At 62.2% G+C, this 18481-nt stretch carries 16 protein-coding genes; 5 read left to right on the forward strand and 11 right to left on the reverse strand.

Going from position 1 to position 18481, the window contains the following annotated elements; genetic code table 11:
* Nucleotides 1-66: 66 nt before the first annotated feature.
* From HER32_RS17350 to HER32_RS17365, 4 genes are all read right to left on the reverse strand, one after another.
* Complete coding sequence (locus tag HER32_RS17350) at nt 67-1824, reverse strand: hypothetical protein (RefSeq protein WP_168682790.1); 1758 nt, start codon at nt 1822-1824, stop codon at nt 67-69.
* Nucleotides 1825-2057: 233 nt separating this feature from the next.
* Nucleotides 2058-2876, reverse strand: a complete 819-nt coding sequence (locus HER32_RS17355) for a universal stress protein (RefSeq protein ID WP_149070485.1) — start codon at nt 2874-2876, stop codon at nt 2058-2060.
* A gap of 113 nt (nt 2877-2989) precedes the next feature.
* Nucleotides 2990-3268 carry a hypothetical protein gene (locus tag HER32_RS17360; RefSeq protein ID WP_149070484.1) on the reverse strand — a complete coding sequence of 93 codons (279 nt, stop codon included), beginning with the start codon at nt 3266-3268 and terminating at the stop codon, nt 2990-2992.
* Between the two features lie 37 nt (nt 3269-3305).
* Nucleotides 3306-3776, reverse strand: coding sequence for a hypothetical protein (locus HER32_RS17365; RefSeq protein ID WP_168682791.1), 471 nt, complete (start codon nt 3774-3776; stop codon nt 3306-3308).
* Between the two features lie 174 nt (nt 3777-3950).
* Here HER32_RS17365 and HER32_RS17370 point away from each other — a divergent pair, with 174 nt between their 5' ends.
* The gene (locus HER32_RS17370) at nt 3951-4238 is read left to right on the forward strand and encodes a GNAT family N-acetyltransferase (RefSeq protein WP_168682792.1); all 288 of its coding nucleotides are present in this window, start codon (nt 3951-3953) and stop codon (nt 4236-4238) included.
* 97 nt (nt 4239-4335) lie between these two features.
* Here the strand turns inward: HER32_RS17370 and HER32_RS17375 are convergent, their stop codons facing one another.
* From HER32_RS17375 to HER32_RS17385, 3 genes are all read right to left on the reverse strand, one after another.
* Nucleotides 4336-6645, reverse strand: a complete 2310-nt coding sequence (locus HER32_RS17375; protein WP_168682793.1) for an endonuclease — start codon at nt 6643-6645, stop codon at nt 4336-4338.
* A 141-nt stretch (nt 6646-6786) separates the two neighbouring features.
* Nucleotides 6787-7539, reverse strand: a complete 753-nt coding sequence (locus tag HER32_RS17380; protein WP_317169645.1) for a fasciclin domain-containing protein — start codon at nt 7537-7539, stop codon at nt 6787-6789.
* Between the two features lie 431 nt (nt 7540-7970).
* Nucleotides 7971-8174, reverse strand: a complete 204-nt coding sequence (locus HER32_RS17385; protein WP_149070480.1) for a hypothetical protein — start codon at nt 8172-8174, stop codon at nt 7971-7973.
* 796 nt (nt 8175-8970) lie between these two features.
* On the opposite strand from HER32_RS17385, the gene HER32_RS17390 reads away from it, so the two are divergent.
* Together HER32_RS17390 and HER32_RS17395 are read left to right on the forward strand one after the other, a co-directional pair.
* A complete protein-coding gene (locus tag HER32_RS17390; protein ID WP_168682794.1) occupies nt 8971-9495 on the forward strand; it encodes a thioesterase family protein in 525 nt (174 codons plus the stop codon).
* Nucleotides 9496-9543: 48 nt separating this feature from the next.
* The gene (locus HER32_RS17395; protein ID WP_168682795.1) at nt 9544-10872 is read left to right on the forward strand and encodes a carboxylesterase family protein; all 1329 of its coding nucleotides are present in this window, start codon (nt 9544-9546) and stop codon (nt 10870-10872) included.
* 72 nt (nt 10873-10944) lie between these two features.
* Here HER32_RS17395 and HER32_RS17400 read toward each other — a convergent pair whose 3' ends face one another.
* Both HER32_RS17400 and HER32_RS17405 read right to left on the reverse strand, forming a co-directional pair.
* Nucleotides 10945-11967, reverse strand: a complete 1023-nt coding sequence (locus tag HER32_RS17400) for a LacI family DNA-binding transcriptional regulator (RefSeq protein WP_149070477.1) — start codon at nt 11965-11967, stop codon at nt 10945-10947.
* Between the two features lie 139 nt (nt 11968-12106).
* The gene (locus HER32_RS17405) at nt 12107-13177 is read right to left on the reverse strand and encodes a glycoside hydrolase family 43 protein (protein ID WP_168682796.1); all 1071 of its coding nucleotides are present in this window, start codon (nt 13175-13177) and stop codon (nt 12107-12109) included.
* 344 nt (nt 13178-13521) lie between these two features.
* Between HER32_RS17405 and HER32_RS17410 the strand changes: the two genes are divergently transcribed.
* Both HER32_RS17410 and HER32_RS17415 read left to right on the forward strand, forming a co-directional pair.
* Entirely contained in the window at nt 13522-14616 is a 1095-nt protein-coding gene (locus HER32_RS17410) for a cellulase family glycosylhydrolase (RefSeq protein WP_149070475.1), read from the forward strand.
* Between the two features lie 113 nt (nt 14617-14729).
* Entirely contained in the window at nt 14730-15794 is a 1065-nt protein-coding gene (locus HER32_RS17415; protein WP_168682797.1) for a family 43 glycosylhydrolase, read from the forward strand.
* Nucleotides 15795-15950: 156 nt separating this feature from the next.
* Here the strand turns inward: HER32_RS17415 and HER32_RS17420 are convergent, their stop codons facing one another.
* Nucleotides 15951-17000, reverse strand: coding sequence for a UDP-glucose--hexose-1-phosphate uridylyltransferase (locus tag HER32_RS17420; protein WP_168682798.1), 1050 nt, complete (start codon nt 16998-17000; stop codon nt 15951-15953).
* Nucleotides 17001-17024: 24 nt separating this feature from the next.
* On the reverse strand, nt 17025-18191 hold the full coding sequence (galK, locus tag HER32_RS17425) for a galactokinase (protein ID WP_168682799.1): 1167 nt from the start codon (nt 18189-18191) through the stop codon (nt 17025-17027).
* Nucleotides 18192-18481 lie beyond the last annotated feature (290 nt).

The following is an 18481-nucleotide window of genomic DNA, read 5'->3' on the forward strand; positions in this document are numbered from 1 at the left end:
ACCGAGGCACGGACCGAGGAGGCTGCAGGACAAGCTCTGGGAAGGCAGGGCCAAAGGGCGGCTACTTTACTCCAGCGGCATCTGGCCAAACCACAACGTTTTGCCAGTCTTGTTCTCGCCGAAAAATACCACTTGGCGGCCACCATCCCCAACCGGCAGCAAAGGAAATTTATTGCTCATGTAGTATTTGCCTTCCTTGGATACGCCAAACGTCTTTTGGGCGCTGATGGTGGCGCTGGCCAGCTCGATGCGCGTGACGCTGGGGTAGCTGATGGTTTCGCGCTGGGTAGGCTCAAACAGCCCACCCCGGGCGCCGTCCTCCGTCAGGCCATTTACCGTGCGGAACCCATCCAGCTCCTGCACTATCCAGTACACGCTCTTGGCATCGGGGGTGGCGCGCATAAACTGGCCCGTGGGCATGGCCTTGGCGGTGCTGTTGTTTTCGGCGCGGCGCAGGCCATACTGGGCCCGCAGCTGCCCTTGCTTGTCGAAGTGAAACAGCAGCAGGTCCCCGTAGGTGGTTTCAATGGCGTCGTTGCCGGAAGCGCGGCCATTGGCCAGGGTGTTGAGCATCTTGTTGCCCCCGCCCGATACTTTGTAGTTCTGCCCGCCCACGAAGATGTCGCCGTTGGGCGTTTCGGAGGCCAGGTTGATGCGGAATCTTTTGCCCGTGTAATCAGGGGTGCGCTTCTGGCCCTCGGGCACGCGCTGCTTTTTCTCGAACTCCTTGAGGTCGGTGGCGGTAAGCCAGGCCACGCGGCCCTGTTGCACTTTCAGTAGCTGGAAATGCTTGCCCTTGAACTCGTCGCCGGTGGGCACTTCGGCGTGAAACTTTTTCTGGTCGTCGATGGCGGGACCGTAAGCCAGCACGCCGCCGTCGGCCATGGGCACGAAGCCCGCCACCTGCCAGCCGCTGTTCGGGGAATTCACGGCCAGCTTTTCCTTTACCTGTCCATCGGCCGAGACGCGCAGGTACTGGTAGTCGGTGGCTTTGTGAGCATCCTTAAGCTTACCGGCGCCTTTGGTGTAGGCCAGCATAATGGCCACATCGGGGGCCACTGTGAGCTGGCTGTCGTCGGCATCCTCGTCGGTATCCAGGGCAATGGGGCCCATTTCCACGAAGCTCTGGGCCACATCGGTTTCCAAATAGGTGTCGCGCGCCAGTTCCAGCTGGCTGTTGAAGTACAGCAGGTGCAGGCCAATCTTCATGCCCTTCACGTTGCTAAGCTTCACGTTTTCCGAGGCCAGCACCAGCACACCCCCGTTCACGTCGTCGTCTACGTGGCTGAGGTAGTGGTAGCCGGCTCCGCTTTCCGTTTTGGGCTTTTCGGTGTTCAGCAGCTTCACCTTCTTGCGGTAGCCCCCGCCCAGCCAGCTCCACTTGTAGTCGATGCGCTTGCGGCGAAGCAGCAGGGTGCCGGCTGGGTTTTTCAAGGCACTCACGAAGCTGGCCCCCGGAATCATGCTGGCCGCGCCCCCGGCCATGCCCGTGCTGACTTCCATGGTCACGGCTTCCTTGCTGAAATTTTCGCCGCGGTAGCCTTTCACCTTTTCCATGGGGATGGTCGCCTCATCAATACCCAGCAGGTTGTACTTGGTATCGAAGTGGTAGGTCTGAGTGGCTACCTGCTTGTCGGTTGATTTTGTCACGAACAGCATGTCCACTTTCCCAGCCTCGTTGTTCACGTTCACCTCCGACAGGTAGCCGCGCTTGGCCTTGCCCGACACGTCGTGGGTTTTTTCTACCTCCAGGTGCTGGGCAAAAACGGGCGTGCCCAGCATGGCAGCCAGGGCGGTGAAAAGCAGGGTGCGGTGCGTAAACATTGGGCTGAACGTGAGGAAAAACAAGCAGTATTGCTTTCCTCAAAGGAACAGCGCCCAAAGGCCGGCGTCAATCCGCGCTACGGGGCATTTTATCTGCCAGCTACCCCGCAGTAAGGGCTCCGTGCTGGTACGGAGCCCTTACTGCAATTTTTTCGAAAAGAGCCACTGATTGCCGGCAAAGCGCCTTTCCAGCCCCAGGCAAGCATGCCGGGGCACCGAAGCTGGCCGGGTCTCTATTCCGTGGCTGGCAGGGCCAGCACCGGCAGGGTAGCATGGCGAATAACGTCGGCCGTGATGCTCCGGTGAAACAGGCTGCCCAGCACGCTGCGGCGGCGGGCCAGCAGCAGCAGCAAATCGGCCTGGGCATCGTGGGCGGCTTCCCGGATGCCTACCGCCACTTCCAGGTGGCGCACCCCGCGGGGGCGCACCTGCTCGAACCCGGTCAGGATGCCTGCTTGCAGCATGCGCGTATGGGCCGTGGCGCAAGAGTCACTTTCTTCCGGCTCTACCACGTGCACCAGGGTGAGCACAGCATCCGGGGCCAACAGTTGGCGCGGCAGCGCGGCTATGGCCGCAGGTAGCTGCACGGGGTAGTCGTCGGCGGAGAGCACCGCTGCCCGGGGAGGCACGGCGGCCGTGCTGCCCACTGGTACAATCAGCAGGGGAAGCCGGCACTCGCGCAGCAGGTCCAGGGAGGTGGTGTGCACCAGCGGGTCGGGAATAGCTTCGCTGTCGGGCTTGCCTACTACCAGCAGCTGGGGCTGGTGGTGAGCAATAACCTCGCGGGTAGCCTGCATCATCTGGGCCGAGGCTACTTCTACCCGCACAGGCACCTGGACAGCAGCCGTGCGCAAGGCCAGCGCGGCGGCAATTTCTCCCTCGCTGAGGTGAGGAATTTTCCCGGAAAAGGTTTCCGGGTCAAGCCAGGAGGTCCGGCGCACGTGCAGCAGCACCAGGGAAGTGTTCAGGTGCGCAGCCAGCGCGGCGGCGTAGGCCAGGGCCTGATCGGCAGCGGGCGAGAAATCCGTGAGAACGAGAAGAGGAGCAGCCATACGCAGGGCAAGATAGAAGGCAAGAGAAAAACGAGCAACCCTACGAGAAAGGCACAAACATACCAACGCCGCCCGGCAGCTGCCGGGCGGCGTGGAAGCCAAGCTTCAGCAGCTTAGCGGTTGTTGTCGTCGATGGGGTTGTTGAAGTCCGGGTACAGCCGTTCTTCGCCCTGGGTATCGGTATCGGGGTCAGGGCCCGTGACGGAGCTGCCGGTCGGGATACCGGTGGTTTCTTCTTCGAGTCGGGCGGAGGTATCGAGGGTACCTTCTTCGTCGCGCTTATAGCCGTATAGCTCCTCGCGGTGCTTGCGCTGCTCTTCCGTGAGGTGGGCGCCGGCCTTAGGGTCGAGGGCCCCGGCCGGGTCCTGGGGGTTGGGGTTGTCAGTTGCCATGGGAGGGAGAAAGTAAAATCAAACGAAAAGAGCCGGCTTACTTGCCCGGAATGCCTTTGCCGTGGTCGTCGCGCAGGGCGCTGAACTCGTCGGGGTTGTCGTTGCTGCCGTCGTTGTAGTTGGGTAGCCGGTCTTCGTTGGTCTCAGCGGGGCCATTGCTGTGGTTGGCGGGCTCGGCAGTTTCCCAGTTGCGGGTGCCGCTACCATAGCGCGGGTCGTCCTTGGCCCAGCCTTCGCGCTGCTCGGTATATTCGGCGTCGGACACGGCCCGTACTTCCTGGGAGTCCAGGTTCTGGGGCACACTGCCGCGCTGCTCGGGCGCCGGGGTAGAGGGAGCGGCTACGCCGCCCGGGTTGGCACCGGCCGGGCGCTGGCGTGAGGTCGAAGCAGTAGGCGTGGCGTGGCCAAACTCGCCGTACTGAGGGGTATGGTTGGTGCGCGGAGTGCCATCCTGCGAAAAGGCAGCATCATCGGGCGTAGGCGTCAGGTTATCGGGTTGCTCTTGCATGGGAGGGAAACGTGAGGGAGTACAGAGAATACATCAGGGTACGCAGGAGCGTACCGTCCAGTTGTGCCGGCGGGCACTAGCGAGGTCGGATAGCCCCGCGCTTGGTAGTTGCGTATACGAGGGGGCCACGCTAGTGGATATTTTTCGTTGGTTTTTCCAGTTACCTTTCCTTACATGCCCAACGCCCGTATTCAACACCATCCCCAGGATCAAGAATTTACCGCCGAGCTGAGCGGAGCTACTGCGGAACTGGCTTACAGCCGTCCCGATGAGCAGACCATAGACTTCACTCACACCTTTGTAGATGAGGCCCTGCGCGGGCAGGGCGTAGGTGAGCAACTGGCCCGCCACGGCCTCGCCTTTGCCCGGGAGGAAAAGCTGCGGGTCCGGACCTCCTGCCGCTTCATGCAGATCTTCGTGAAAAAGCACCACGAGGAGTACGCCGATTTGCTGGCTGGATAAGCACTGCCCCGCCAACCCATCCAAAAAGAAGCCGGCCCGGCTCTGCTCTTTCTTCGTGAAAGAACAAAGCCGGGCCGGCCGTTGCACTGGTGTGATGTTAGTGGCGTACCACTACCCGGCCCGTGTACCGGACGGGGCCAGCCTGCACTTGCACGGAGTAGAGGCCCGCGGGCAGCCCGGCCGTGCGAATGGTAGTGACGCTGCTGCTAGCCAACTGCGTGCAGACGCGCTGCCCGACGGTGTTGAACAAGCTGATGGTAGCACCTGCCGCGCCCTGGGGCAGACGTACCAGCACCGATTCGGAAGCCGGATTGGGGTAAAGCTCCAGGCCGCCCAGCGCAGTAGCGGGGCGGGTGCTGGTCGTAGTGCAGGCTGTGCTGGTGTAGCTGCCTACGCCCGTAAAGCTGTTCGTGCCAACAGCTTGCCAGGTGGCGGCCGCAGCTTCGTTCCAGCGGACCGAGCCCATGGTTACCGTGGGCAGGCGCACCAGCGTGTTGTTGAGCGTAGTACCGCCAGCAACGGCCCAGCCTACGGTTGCGCCCGGGTCCTGGCCAGGCTGGCCGATAACGTCCAGGGTATCGGTGCCTGAGAACAGGGCTATAGCGTCGTTGCCGTTGAAGAAGGTTACCTGGGCCGTGGTGTTGTCGGCCTGGGTCAGCACGGCTGCATCGGAGCCCCCGTTGGCAATAACGTACACGTCGTGCGCGGCCAGGGTACCCGTCAGGCTGAACGAATACAGAGGAGTTTTGTCGCCATTGGCAAACAGCTCCACCCGGTGACCAGCCAGATCCACGGCATTGGCCGAGGGGTTGTAGATTTCCAGCACTTTAGTATTCCCGCCCGACGACTCAATATACTGCGAGAAGTACAGGGAGGCGCAGGGCGTACCGGCCGGCGTCAGGTCGTCGTTGACGATGGTAAGCGCGTGCGTGGAGGGCGTGCCGAGTACGGCATTGCCGCCGGTGGGCGTACCCAGGCGCAGCAGTAGGGTTTCGCTGGCTTCCGGGGTTAGGTCGCCGCGTACAATCACGCCCACGGTCTGCCGCTGGGGTACGGGCGCGTTGGTAAAAGTGAGCGTGGTTTTCTCCAGGGTGTAGTCCTCGCTGCCGGCCGTGGTACCGGCCGCGTCAACCAGTAGCGGCACCTGGATATCGGTGGCCGGAGCCGCTCCGCTCAGGATTACTTCAATGGTATAGACCGAGGTGCCGTCGTTGCCTTCCGTGGCGGAGCCGGTGGCTACCTGGAAGCTGAGCGTGGGCACGTCGCCGTCGTCGTTGGTAATGGTGAGCGTGTGCGTCAGGTTGGTGCCGGAAGCCAGGCCCGCTGAAAGGCTGCGCAGCTGCAGCTGTACTGTTTCACTGGCCTCGGCCGTAGCATCACCCAGCACCGTGATGGTGACGGGAACCGACGTGACCGTGGGTGAGAAGGTGAGTGTCTGCGTCGAAAAGGTGTAGTCTTCCGTCGCCGTTGCCGACGACTGCGCCCCCGCTACGGCCACTTCCACCGTTTGGGTGGTAGTGGGAGCCATATCCAGGCTCACGTTCACGGTATAGGTTTTCGTGCCGCTGTTGCCTTCGTCTATCGTGCCCGTCGCCGCCGCAAACGATACACTCGGGCTGGCCGTAAAGCCCCAGGCGCGGGCTACCAGCTCGGGATAAGCAATGTAGGGGTTGAAGTTGCCCTGAGCCTTGGCGGCGCGCCGGTTCCGCTCCGTCTCGTGCTTGTCTACCGGGTCTTGCAGGTGCCATTTGTAGAGTGTTTCCAGGTCGGCCACGGCCGTGATAACGCCCTTGCCCGAGTCGAAGCTCTGGCCGGCATGCATGGTGTAGAAATAGAAGACGGCCCGGGCCAGGTTGCCTTTGTGGTCTTCGCGGGGCTCAAACTGGGAGCCGGTATCCTCGCTGTACTCCTCGATGTTGGCCGTAGGCTTGGCGCTGGTGCCCTGCGTACCGCGGATCCACTTGGTGGTTTTGTCGTCGGGAATGTCGGCGAAGGGGTCGGAGCCCCGGTCGCTGTTCCACTGGTCGTAGGTGGGAAACAGGTGGTGGATGTCGGACTTCATCCGTTCCACCTCGTTAAACCACGACTGCGGCACGGTGTGCTCGCAGTTGATGGGAGCCACCCCCGTACTCGTGCCGGTGGAATCAAGCTTAAACGACAGCTGGTAGCCCGAGTACACGCACGTGAGCTTATTGTCGTAGTTATCCACGTAGTTGTACATGCGGCCCCGGGCCAGGTTGTAGCCCAGCACCTGGCGCTTGCCGTCGTACCAGTTTTCCCGAAGCCAGGTTTTGAGGGCCTCGCCTTTGAGGCTGGCGTCCGGCGCAGCCGGGAGCTTGGTTTGGGCATGTGCCGCGCCCGTAGCCAGCAGCAGCCCGGTCAGACACAAGGAGAAAAAGTGTTTCATACGCAATGGTGAGATGAAAAAACCCGCGGGCCTAGCCCGTAAATGTCGGGAATATGCGCGGGAAACTGCCAGCCGGCGGGCACAAAAAAAGCCCGGCGAAAAGTTTCGCCGGGCTTGCGTACCCCGTACGGGGGCAGAGGGTTAGCGCGTGGGCATCAGCACCGTATCCACCACGTGCGTGACGCCGTTGCTGGACACTATGTTGGGAATCGTTACGGTAGAGGTGCCGCCTTTGGCATCCTGAATCGTTACGCTGTTGCCGGCGCGGCGCACCGTTAGCATTTCGCCTTCCACGGTCGTCAGCTGCTGGCCGTCTTTCAGGTCGGCCGCCAGGTAGCGGCCGGGCACTACGTGGTAGGTGAGGATGGTGCTGAGCTTAGCCTTGTTTTCGGGCATCACCAAGGTTGAAACGGTGCCAGCCGGCAGTTTGTCAAAGGCGGCGTTGGTGGGCGCAAATACCGTGAACGGGCCGGCGCCCTGCAGGGTGCCTACCAGGTCGGCGGCCTTCACGGCGGTTACCAGGGTGGTGTGCTCCGAAGAGCCCAGGGCATTGGCTACAATGTCCTTGTCGGGCGTCATCATGGCGCCGCCTACCATCACGCCGGCCGAGGAGCCCATGCTGGCGTTGCTCATGCCGTTGCCCATGTCGGTAGAGACTTTGTCGCCTTTCATGGGCTTGGTGGTGGCCTTCATCTTGTCGCCCTTGCCCGATTTGCCCTTCATCTTCTTCTTGCCATCCTTGGCGTCCTTGGTTTTCATCACCATGTCGCCATCTTTGGTCTTGGTCTTCTCATCGTCCGTTTTCGTGCTGGTTTGCGCGCGTAGAGCGGGGGCGGTGGCTACTGTGAGGGCAAGGCCCAGGGCCAGCGTGGAAAAGAGGCTTTTGATCATCATCGTAAGGAAAGGTTAAGTAAAGGGTGGGAAGATTTGACCCTTACATACGCAGGCCCGCGCAAAATGGCTTGCGCCGCCGGCCACCCCGGCACGGCCAGCGGTGTGGGCAATACAAACTAGCCTGCGGCATCCACCACGTAAAGTGCTGCCTGCTAAGCTCGACGGTTGCGGCGGGCTGCACCTGCCGGGCTCCATCTTCCGCAAAAAAGAATAGCGGAAATCAGCCGCCAGAAAAGTAGCCGATGGGGGAGAGGCCGCTTTTTAGTGCTTGCCGGATTTCCGGCCCGATGGGTACGGCGGGTAGTATGCAGGCCCCGTGCTCCAGCGTCTGCGAAAAGCCGCTGGAGCACGGGGCTATACCTTTCACGGCTTTGCAAGTAAGCAGCACCCTTTGGCCCCGGGTACTGCAGCCGACCAACTGATTGGGGCCGTTAGCCGGCGGCTACTAAAATTTCCAGGCTTACAAACCGGCCCTGCTCAAACTGATACACCAACTGGCTGCCGGCCGGCCCAAGCACCTTCTGGTCGTCGGGCTGCACGGTGAGCGTAGCGACTCCCTGCTCCGAGCCTTGCAACTGAACCGGCACACCAAAAGTCTGGGCCAGCAAGGCCTGCGTTTTCGTTAGGTCGCTCATAGAATAGGGTGGGTGAAGGAAAGCGGATATGGAAAATGCTGAACGTGAAAGTACGGCCTCAGCCCGCGTTGGGGCAAGCTGCACGGCAGGCTGACTAGGCTGGTTGGCTGCCGGCTAGTGGGAGTTGGTGTTGGTAAGTAAATGGTAGGCTGGTTGCACCAGGGTACCCGCTGCTTGGGCTCCAGGCAGCGCCTACCGTAGCGCCGCTAAGGGAAGTTGCAGGAGCTCCGTAGTTTTCTTTTGAGCCTACTGAATTACCGCGGGCTCCAAGATGAAATCACGTAAATTCAGCTTCCAAGGGTCTTTTTTGCAGCTCGCGGGGCACCGATTCCGTTTGAGAAATGCACCGGGGCGGCAGCTGCTGCCCCGCCACGTAGCCAACCTCAGCTCCTATGAAACCCACTGCCCGCACCTCCGCCCAGCGCCCGTCGCTTGCGAGTCGGCCCACGCCGGCTCCTGTGCCCCGCAATTCCTTCTCCATCGAAGACCTACCCCTGCCCGGCGAGTAGGATCAGGATTTTCTTCCTCTGCTGGCGCACCCACTGTCAGCGGGACGCCTGGAGATACTTGGCCGCCCACGCTGGTAGCCCGCGCTGCCTGCGCTCGGGAGCCCCTCCACCCCGGAGGGGCTTTTTTGTAGCCGGTCGGGCCAAGCGGGCGGCAATAGCGCAGCAGGTTGAAGCAGCCTGCCGCCCGTCAATGGTCCGTAGCCGGGCAGAGCGGCACACCCGCCTCTGGTCCCGGCAACGCTGTTTTCTGCTTAAGTTCGGCCTTTCTTACCCTGGGTTCTGCGCTCGTGAATCAGTATATACGTCTGCTGTGGGTGCTGCTCACGGCCCGCTTTCGCCCCGCATGCCCGGTGCTGGGTCCTTGCTACACTTCCTTCCGGGTAGGCCTGACGGATCTGGATATGCTGCGCCACGTCAACAACGGTGTCTACTTATCCATGGGCGACGTGGGCCGCATGGACTTGCTGCTGCGCTCCGGCCTGTGGGCCCGGCTTAAACGGACGATGCCCTTCGCCGTAGTGGCGGCCGAAACCATTCAGTTCAGCCGCCCCTTGAACCTGTGGCAGGCGTTTCGCCTCGAAACCTGCGTGCTTGGTTGGGATGACCGGTTTTTCTACTTGCAGCAACGCTTTCTGCGCGGGGAGCAGGCCGTGGCTACCGCCGTAGTAGCCTTGCGGTTCCTGCGCCGAAGCGGGGGCACGGTGGGGCCGGAGGAAGTCTTGACCACGGCCGGTCAGCAACTGGCGTCGCCGGTTCTGCCCCCGTGGGTAGCCAACTGGAGCACGGCCATGCGCGGCCTGCGCCAGCAATAAGTGGGGCGCTTTGTGCCCTTACATTTTCGCTCTTAAGTAAACCAGCGCATGAGTACAAGCAACGGCCCCCGGTTTCAGACCCCGGCAGGCGTGATTATCGGACGGCGCGATGGAGCCATGGTGCGGGCTACGGGTATTCGGTACGCCCGCGCGGCCCGGTTTCAGGCCCCCGTTCCGGAGCCCGATACCGCCGCACCCATCGAGGCCACTACCCCGGGGCCGGCCTGCCCGCAGGTAGTCGACTCTATTCTGGGCCAGGCGCTGGGGCCGGTGCTGGCGGGCGTTACCTACAGCGAAGACTGCCTGCGCCTCTCCGTAACCCTGCCCGCGGATGTGGTGCCGGCCGAACAACTGCCGGTCTTGTTCTGGATTCACGGCGGCTCCTACGTGTCGGGGGCCGGCGACCTGGCCTTCTACGACCCGGTTCACTTAGTGACGGAGCAGCGGGTAGTTGTGGTGGCCGTGACGTACCGTCTGGGGCTGTTCGGGTTCCTGGGCACGGCCAACGGTCCGGCAAATCTGGGGCTGTTGGATTTGCTGGCCGCCCTCCGCTGGGTACAGCGCAACATAGTGGCCTTTGGCGGCCACCCCGGCAACGTTACCTTGCTGGGCCACTCCTCCGGGGGCGACGCCGCGGCTCATCTCATGATTACGGAAGGGGCGCAGGGGCTATTCCGGCGCGTAATCCTGCACAGTGCCCCGCTAGGTCTGGCCCGCAACCGCTCCGCCATGACGCGGGCCATGGCCGCGGCCGTGGGGCCCTTCGCGGCGGCAGCCTCGGGCGATGAGGTGCTGGCCCGCGAACCGCGCGCCTGGGCGGCCGCGCGTCGCTTTGGCTTGAAAAGCGGCATGCCCTTTGGCACGCAGTACGGCGAGTTTCCGTTGCCCGCTGAAGCGCAGTCCGAGGTCGCCTGGCGCGCCGTGGCGAAAGATGTGGACGTGCTGATTGGGGACACAGCCGAGGAGCTACGTTTTTTTGCCGTCATCGACCCCAAGTTCAACTGGCTGCTCCGCGTGCCCGGGCTGGGCGCGCCCATCATCCGCCTGCTGGTAAAAGCCGGCTCCCACCGGATTTACTCCGGGCCGGCCACCACCTTTGCCCGGCGCCACGCCCGGGCCGGGGGCCGCGCCTACCGGTTCACGTTCATCTACCGGGCCCCGGGCAGCGTGTTTGGCGCCGCCCACACCATGGACCTGCCTATGCTATTTGGCACGCAGCAAACCTGGGCCGGCGTGCCCCTGCTCGGGCAGGCAAAGTGGGCCGACGTGGAGGCAGCGGGCCGCCGAGTGAGGCAGCTCTGGGCTGATTTCGCCCGTACCGGCGTGCTACCATCCCGCATGCTAATTCCAGAGGTGCTGGCGGTGCACCAGGTATAATCCCGCTCTTCGCCTCGCTGACTAGCACAAACGAGGGCTGAGGCCCCTCGACGCGGCGGTTTTGCGCCGGCGTTACAGTTTGAGGGAGGATGTTCTGACCAGCAAATCGGGCTGGAGGACAATGCGGCGGGGCGAAAACTTGCTGCCGCGTTCCTCCCGCATCTCCAGAAACAGCCGCACTGCCGACTGGCCCATCTGCTCGCAGCGCTGGTCAACGGACGTGAGCATAGGCTCCGTCAGGGAGGTGAAGGTTTCGTTGCTGAACCCGGCCAGGGCAATATCCTGGGGCGACTTAAAGCCCTGCCGCTTGAGCTCCTGCAGGGCGCCCACCGCGGAAAAGTCGCTCGAGGAAAATACGGCATCCGGCGGCTGCGGCAGGGCCAGCATCTGCTGCATGCCGGCGCAACCGTCTTCCAGGGTCATGTCGCAGTAAAAAAACAGCTCCTCTTCGATGGGCAGGCCGGCTTCCAGCAGCGCGTCGATGTAGCCCTGGCGGCGGTTTTTATAGATGTTCAGGTGCTGAGGGCCCCCAAAGTGGGCAATGCGGCGGCAGCCCTGGGCAATCAGGTGCTTGGTGGACTGGTAGCCGCCTTCCCGGTCGTCGAGCACCACGGCATTCACGTCCAGGCCATCCAGCACCCGGTCGAAGAACACCAGCGGAATTTCCTGCTTGCGTACTTTCTCAAAGTGCCGGAAGTCCCGGGTCGTGCGCGACATCGACACCAAAATGCCTTCTACCTGGGCGCTGAGCAGCGTTTCGATGTTTTTCCGCTCGTGGGTCACGTCCTCGTTTGACTGGCAGATCATGATGTTGTAGCCCGCCTTGGTGGCAATGGTTTCGATGCCTTTGACTACCAGGGTAAAGAAGTGGCCGTCGATGTGGGGCACCAGCACGCCCAGCAGGTTGCTGCGGCCCTTGCGCAGGCCGGCAGCTAGGTGGTTGGGCTGGTAGTGCAGCTCCTTAGCCAGCTTCCACACCCGCTTTTTGGTGGAGTCGCTGATGCCCGGATGGTCGCTCAGAGCGCGGGAAACCGTCGAAACGGAAACTCCCAGCTGTAGGGCCAGATCCGTAATAGATGCTTTTGAGCGTGCCAAGGTATTGCGGCTAAAGAGAGAGGCCCTTTGTGCTGGCAGTAGTGCAAAAGGCGTGCAAAAATTTATGCAAAAGTACGCAATGATCTTGCAAGCTGGCCGGCTTCTTTTTCCAGCGCCGACGGTTGAGCTTAGTAAGCCGCTAAGGCAGGGGCTGCGGCGTGTAGCTGGGCCCCTGGCAGCGGGGGCCTAGCGTAGTCCAGGTTAGAGGATCAATGCACAGCTGGCGCTCTGTCATTTCCTTGTTCCAAGCATGGTACACCAAGTATTCGGTTTTGCCATCAGGACTGAGAACGTGGGAGTGGTGGCCCGGGCCGCGCACATGGCCCGCTACGGCGGCCAGCACGCGCGGCCCCTGGCCGCCGCCAGCCTCGGAGTAGGGGCCCATGATGGAGTCAGCAACGCAATAGTCCACGCCGTAGCGGGGCGTCAGGAAGTTGGCGCCGCTGTAGAAGCAGTAGTATTTACCGCCGTGCTGGCGCACAAAAGGTCCTTCCAGGGTGTGCCACTCGGGGAAGGTCTGACCGCCGTACAAAGGCATGGTGCGGTTTTTCTCGAACACCGTCCAGTCGTGGCGGGCCCGCATGACCGTGCGGCTTTCCCCGGCCAGGCGCGTCATGTCCAGCAGCCGGTCTACTACCAGCCCGGTGCCGGGGCGGTAGCCATCCGCCGAGTCAATAAAGTCACGAGCATAAAACAGGTACCACTGCCCGTCGGTATCCTGAAAGGGGTGGGCATCGATGGTGAACTTGCTTGCAGGCACATCCAGCAGCGCCGCCTGGGTGTAGGGCCCTTGCGGGGTAGAACTGGTAGCTACGTGCAGGCGGTGGCCCACACTGGCGCCAATGGCCCCGCCACCCATGGAGTAGTACATGTAAAACGTGCCGTTGTGAAACACTACCTCGGGGGCCCAGAAGTCGGCCCCTTCGGCCCCGGCCGGGGGCATGAGGGCCCCGCCGGCCGGCTTCCAGTCGACCAGGTTATCGGAGGTGAGCAGGGTGAAGATGCGCCCATCAGGCGTGCGCCCCTGCCCGGTGGTGCCGAAGGCGTAGTAGCGGCCTGCGTGGCGTAGCACGAAGGGGTCGGGAAACTGGCCGGCATATACGGGGTTGGTATACATGCGGGCAGCTGCGGCGCAGGCCGTCTGGTTGAGCAAGGCCAGGGACGCCAGGCCAGCGGTGGCCTGCTGCAGGAAGTTGCGACGGGAAGGCATAGAAAACGGGAAAGTAAAGCGACGAGGCCGCTGGGCTACCTCGGAGGCCGGGCAGCGCAAGGAGTATAAGGAAATGGCGGAAGAAAAGGACGGGAGCAAGATGCAGATAAAAATGCAAACGTTTGCATATTTTCTTGGCGGGGCGTAGCTTGCGGCAGCTCTCCGTTGTCTGGCCATCGGTTCAAGCCCGTTCCGGCTGGTTCCGGGGCGGTTGCCAGATACCCCGTCACGCCTCGGGCTGCGCCGCCCGCCCCGGGTATGGGACGCACTTGTCTACCTGAGCCACAGGTAGCTGCTCTGCCCCGTTTTCCTGATTTTCTTCCTCGCCTGACATTGAAACCTGCATGAACAAGCTGCTGCTGATTCTTTTCCTGCTGACGTCAACCAGCACCTTCGCCCAGAAAACCAAAATCAAAACCAAAGGCCCAGCGGCTACTGTCGCCGCGCAGGGCCAGCGCTGGTCGGCGGAGCGGGCCAACGCCTGGTACCGGCAGCATCCCTGGATGTCGGGGGCCAACTTCACGCCCAGCACGGCCATCAACCAGTTGGAAATGTGGCAGGCTGAAACCTTCGACCCCGCCACCATCGACAAGGAGCTGGGCTGGGCCGAGGGCATCGGCTTCAACACCATGCGCGTCTTTCTGCACAGCCTGGCCTGGCAGCAGGATCCGCAGGGCTTCAAAAAGCGGGTAAACGACTACCTGGCCATGGCCGACAAGCACCACATCCAGACCATTCTGGTGTTTTTCGATGACTGCTGGAACAAAGATGCGAAAGTAGGCCTGCAGCCCGCGCCCAAGCCGGGCATTCATAACTCCGGCTGGGTGCAGGACCCGGGCGACCCGGCCTCCCGCGACTCGGCCACGTTCGTGAAGCTTAAGCCCTACGTGCAGGACGTGCTGCGCACCTTTGCCAACGACAAGCGCGTGCTGCTCTGGGATTTGTACAATGAGCCCGGCAATAGTAATAAGGGAATTTCGTCGATGCCGCTGCTGCGCAACGTGTTTGCCTGGGCCCGTGAGGTAAACCCCAGCCAGCCCCTGAGCGTGGGCCTCTGGAACTGGGGCTTCAAAGAGCTCAACACCTTCCAGGCCCTGAACTCCGACGTGCTGACCTACCATAACTACGATGAGGTACCCGCCCACGAGCGGGTGATTGAACTGCTCAAGACTCACGGCCGCCCCATGATCTGCACCGAGTACATGGCCCGGCCGCGTAACTCGCGCTTCGTTAACATCATGCCTCTGCTGAAGAAAAACAACATCGGCGCCATCAACTGGGGCCTTGTGGATGGCAAAACCAACACCAAGTACCAGTGGGACGTGCCCGTGGCCGACGGTGGGGAGCCTGGCGAATGGTTCCACGAGGTATTCCGCAAAGACGGCACGCCCTACCACCCGGACGAAACCGACCTCATCCGCAAAACCAACGGCAAGTAAACGGGGTGACACAGGCCGTTGGGCAACCTCAGCGGCTTCTGCGCAACCATCTGCGTCCTCTGCGGGAACCGCCATCAGCAAACACGGCAACTACCGCCTGAAAAAATGCTTGTATGAAACCATCGTCCCTGCTGCTACTCCTGGGGCTGCTGGCTGGCAATTGTACCCGCGCTCCGCAGCAACCCGCTGCCACGGTCACTGCAGCTACCTTCACCAATCCGCTGCTGCCCGCCGGGGCCGACCCCTGGAGCATCTACCACCACGGCTACTACTACTACACGCACACCACCGGCCGCAATATCACCCTCTGGAAAACGCCTTCGCTTAGCCAGTTGCAAACCGCCCCCAGCAAAGTAGTGTGGACGCCGCCGGCCACCGGCCCCAACTCCCGCGAAATCTGGGCACCCGAGCTGCACCGCCTCAATGGCAAGTGGTACCTCTACTACGCCGCCGACGCCGGCCGCAACCCCGACCACCGGCTGTTCGTGCTCGAAAACAGCGCCGCCGACCCACTGGAAGGCAGCTGGGAAGACAAAGGCCAGATCACCGACGCCACCAACAAGTGGGCTATCGACGGCTCGGTGTTCGAGCACCGGGGGCAGCTGTACTTTGTGTGGTCGGGGTGGGAGGGAGACACCAATGGCCGCCAGGACATCTACCTGGCCCGCATGAAAAATCCCTGGACCATCGAAGGCCCGCGGGTGCGCGTCTCCACGCCGACTTACGCATGGGAGCGAAACGGCGACCTGAACAACCCCAACGACCCGCCGCACGTGGATGTGAACGAAGGCCCCGAGGTACTCAGCCACGCGGGTAAGCTTTACCTCATTTACTCCGCCAGTGGCTGCTGGACGGATACTTACGCCCTGGGCATGCTCACTGCCTCCGCCCAGGCCGACCTGCTACAGCCCACATCCTGGACCAAGTCGCCGACGCCGGTGTTTCAGCAAAACGCGGCCAACAAGGTGTACGCGCCCGGTCACAACTCCTTCTTCAAGTCCCCCGACGGCAAAGAGGACTGGATTCTGTACCACGCCAACGATGAGCCCGGCCAGGGCTGCGGTCGGTTCCGCACGCCCCGCGCCCAGCCCTTCACCTGGAACGCCGATGGCTCCCCCAACTTTGGCAACCCCGTGCCGATAGGCCAGCCGCTAGCGCGGCCTTCGGGGGAGCAGTAACGGGTACCTGGGTTGAGAAATACCAATAGAAGGGGCCATAAAAGCGTCTGTTATCCTGAGCAAAGCAAAGGACCTTATCACGCCTGCTGTTCTAGCGTGATAAGGCCCTTTGCTTTGCTCAGTATAACAGACGTTTCCAGTTAGTTAGTCACCCGTTTACACCGTTTGCTTGTAGTGCACGGCGGGCAGCTCGCGCAGGCGCTGGGCGGCCGCCTCGGGGGTGATGTCGCGCTGCGGGTCGCCCAGCATTTCGTAGCCCACCATAAACTTGCGCACCGTAGCCGAGCGCAGCAGAGGGGGGTAGAAGTGCATATGCAGGTGCCACTCCGGGTGCTCCAGCCCATCGGTGGGGCGCTGGTGCAGGCCGGCGGAGTAGGGGAAGGAAATCTGGAACAGGTTGTCGTAGCGAATAGTGAGCTGCTGCAGTATGCTGGCAAAAGCGTCTTTTTCTTCGTCCGAGAGCTGGGTGATGTCCGCGACGTGGCGGCGCGGCAGTACCAGCGTCTCGAAGGGCCACACGGCCCAATAGGGCACCAGGGCTACCCAATGCGCGTTTTCCAGCACTACCCGCTGCTGCTCCTGCAGCTCCAGGGTCAGGTAGTCGGTGAGCAGGCTGCGGCCGTGCTCCTGAAAGTAGGCGGCTTGTTGCACAGTCTCCTTAGCCGGCTTACCGGGCACAGTGCGCTGGGCCCAGATCTGCCCGTGCGGGTGCGGGTTCGAGCAGCCCATTACCTGGCCCTTGTTCTCGAAAATCTGCACGTAGTTGATATCGGGGCGGGCACCCAGTTCGCGGAACTGCTCCACCCACACGTCTACCACCCCACGGATGGCCGCTTCATCCATTTCGGGTAGCGTAAGATCGTGGCGGGGCGAAAAGCAGATAACGCGGCCCACCCCCGACTCAGCTTCGGCCCGCAACAGCCCACCCACGTTCACCGTGCCCACGGGCGCATCGGCGGTAAGGGCCGCAAAGTCGTTGTCGAACACAAACGTGCCCGTGTAGGGCGGGTTCACCGCGCCGCCGGCGCGGGTGTTGCCGGGGCAGAGGTAGCAGGTGGAGTCGTAAGCCGGGCGCTGCTCAGCCTCAGTGGTTTCCTGCTGCCCCTGCCAGGGGCGCTTGGAGCGGTGCGGCGACACCAGCAGCCACTCCCCGGTAAGGGCGTTGTAGCGGCGGTGGGGGTGTTCGGTGATGTCAAACTCAGCCATGAAGAAAGGAAACGGAAGTAAGTATTAGGAAACGGCAACGGGTGACAGCGCACCTACGCCATCGACAATCGTGGTTTGGTACGTTTCCAGGGCAATACCCGTTTGCTTTTCATAGGCGGGCCGCATGGCGGCCACAAACTCCTCTACGGCGTCGGCCGCCACCAGATTGATGGTGCAGCCGCCAAAGCCCCCGCCCATCATGCGGGCACCCACCACGCCCGGCAGGGGGCGGGCCAGCTCTACCAGGATGTCCAGCTCCGGGCAGCTAACCTCGTACTGGTCGCGCAGGCCGGCGTGGGAAGCGTACATCTCCTGGCCAAAGGCCGGCAGATCGTGGGCCAGCAGGTGCTGGCAGGCGCGCTCCACGCGCAGGTTTTCCTCTACCACGTAGCGGCAGCGCCGGTACACCACCTCGCCCAGTTCCGCCTGGTGCTTTTCGAGCTGCTCCAGGGTGGCATCGCGCAGGGAGTGTACTTCGGGATAATACTGCTGCAATACAGTTACGCCCTGCTCACACTCCCGGCGGCGCGTGTTGTACTCCGAGCTAGCCAGGGAGTGTTTTACCCCGGAGTTACAGAGCACTACATAGTATGCCTCCGCGTCGAAGGGGAAATAGGCATAGTCTAGGGAGCGGCAATCGAGGCGCACCACGTGCCCGGCCCGCCCAAACAAGCTGGCGAACTGGTCCATGATTCCGCACTGCACCCCGGCGTACTCGTGTTCGGCTTTCTGGCCGAAGCGGGCCAGCTCCAGCCGGTCGAGGCGAGTGGCCAGCAAAGTATCGAGGGCAAACGCCAGCCCGCACTCCACCGCCGCCGACGAGGACATGCCCGCCCCCATGGGAATATTGCCCCCAAACACGCAGTCGAACCCCTGCAGCGGGAGGCCGCGCCGCTGGAACTGGGCGGCTACGCCCAGCAGGTAGTTGGCCCAGTGCGTGGGGCCGGGTGCCAGCTCCCGCACATCCGTGGTATAGGTTTCCTGGTTGTCATAGGCGAACAGCCGCACAGTAGTGCCAGCGGTAAGCCCCACGGCGAAGATAATTTCCCGATTGATGGCAGCGGGCAGCACAAATCCCCCGTTGTAATCGGTGTGTTCGCCAATAAGGTTGATGCGACCGGGAGCCCGCACGAGCAGGGGGGGATGCTGGAAACGGTCCTGGAAGGCTGCCAAAATCAACTCAGCTAGCATAGTGGTCAAGAGAAAGGTGGGGCCCAGTGCCGGGCATGGAGGAGAGGTGAAGTACTAAGGTGAGTATTTAGAACGGTCCGTGCAAACGTTTGTCAAAATTCTCCACGCCTATATTCAGCACGGGTTGGGTAAAATGGCGCTGACGCTCCGGTAAAAGCATTTTATAGGATTTAACACCACTTTAGTTATCCTCATGAGCTCAGCAATAGAAGTATTTCTTTTGATATTTCTTGACAATTGCTTGAATCGTGCTTATTCTTACGCTGCCTTAGCCCAGTAGCCCAACCTGG

Source organism: Hymenobacter sp. BT18, assembly GCF_012273015.1.
Taxonomy (GTDB): domain Bacteria; phylum Bacteroidota; class Bacteroidia; order Cytophagales; family Hymenobacteraceae; genus Hymenobacter; species Hymenobacter lutimineralis.

What these genes read in the sequence shown, in the direction of transcription:
- HER32_RS17350 (WP_168682790.1), bottom strand. Translation starts at nt 1,824, where the DNA reads ATGTTTACGCACCGCACCCTGCTTTTCACCGCCCTGGCTGCCATGCTG.
- HER32_RS17355 (WP_149070485.1), bottom strand. Translation starts at nt 2,876, where the DNA reads ATGGCTGCTCCTCTTCTCGTTCTCACGGATTTCTCGCCCGCTGCCGAT.
- HER32_RS17360 (WP_149070484.1), bottom strand. Translation starts at nt 3,268, where the DNA reads ATGGCAACTGACAACCCCAACCCCCAGGACCCGGCCGGGGCCCTCGAC.
- HER32_RS17365 (WP_168682791.1), bottom strand. Translation starts at nt 3,776, where the DNA reads ATGCAAGAGCAACCCGATAACCTGACGCCTACGCCCGATGATGCTGCC.
- HER32_RS17370 (WP_168682792.1), top strand. Translation starts at nt 3,951, where the DNA reads ATGCCCAACGCCCGTATTCAACACCATCCCCAGGATCAAGAATTTACC.
- HER32_RS17375 (WP_168682793.1), bottom strand. Translation starts at nt 6,645, where the DNA reads ATGAAACACTTTTTCTCCTTGTGTCTGACCGGGCTGCTGCTGGCTACG.
- HER32_RS17380 (WP_317169645.1), bottom strand. Translation starts at nt 7,539, where the DNA reads ATGATGATCAAAAGCCTCTTTTCCACGCTGGCCCTGGGCCTTGCCCTC.
- HER32_RS17385 (WP_149070480.1), bottom strand. Translation starts at nt 8,174, where the DNA reads ATGAGCGACCTAACGAAAACGCAGGCCTTGCTGGCCCAGACTTTTGGT.
- HER32_RS17395 (WP_168682795.1), top strand. Translation starts at nt 9,544, where the DNA reads ATGAGTACAAGCAACGGCCCCCGGTTTCAGACCCCGGCAGGCGTGATT.
- HER32_RS17405 (WP_168682796.1), bottom strand. Translation starts at nt 13,177, where the DNA reads ATGCCTTCCCGTCGCAACTTCCTGCAGCAGGCCACCGCTGGCCTGGCG.
- HER32_RS17410 (WP_149070475.1), top strand. Translation starts at nt 13,522, where the DNA reads ATGAACAAGCTGCTGCTGATTCTTTTCCTGCTGACGTCAACCAGCACC.
- HER32_RS17415 (WP_168682797.1), top strand. Translation starts at nt 14,730, where the DNA reads ATGAAACCATCGTCCCTGCTGCTACTCCTGGGGCTGCTGGCTGGCAAT.
- HER32_RS17420 (WP_168682798.1), bottom strand. Translation starts at nt 17,000, where the DNA reads ATGGCTGAGTTTGACATCACCGAACACCCCCACCGCCGCTACAACGCC.
- galK (WP_168682799.1), bottom strand. Translation starts at nt 18,191, where the DNA reads ATGCTAGCTGAGTTGATTTTGGCAGCCTTCCAGGACCGTTTCCAGCAT.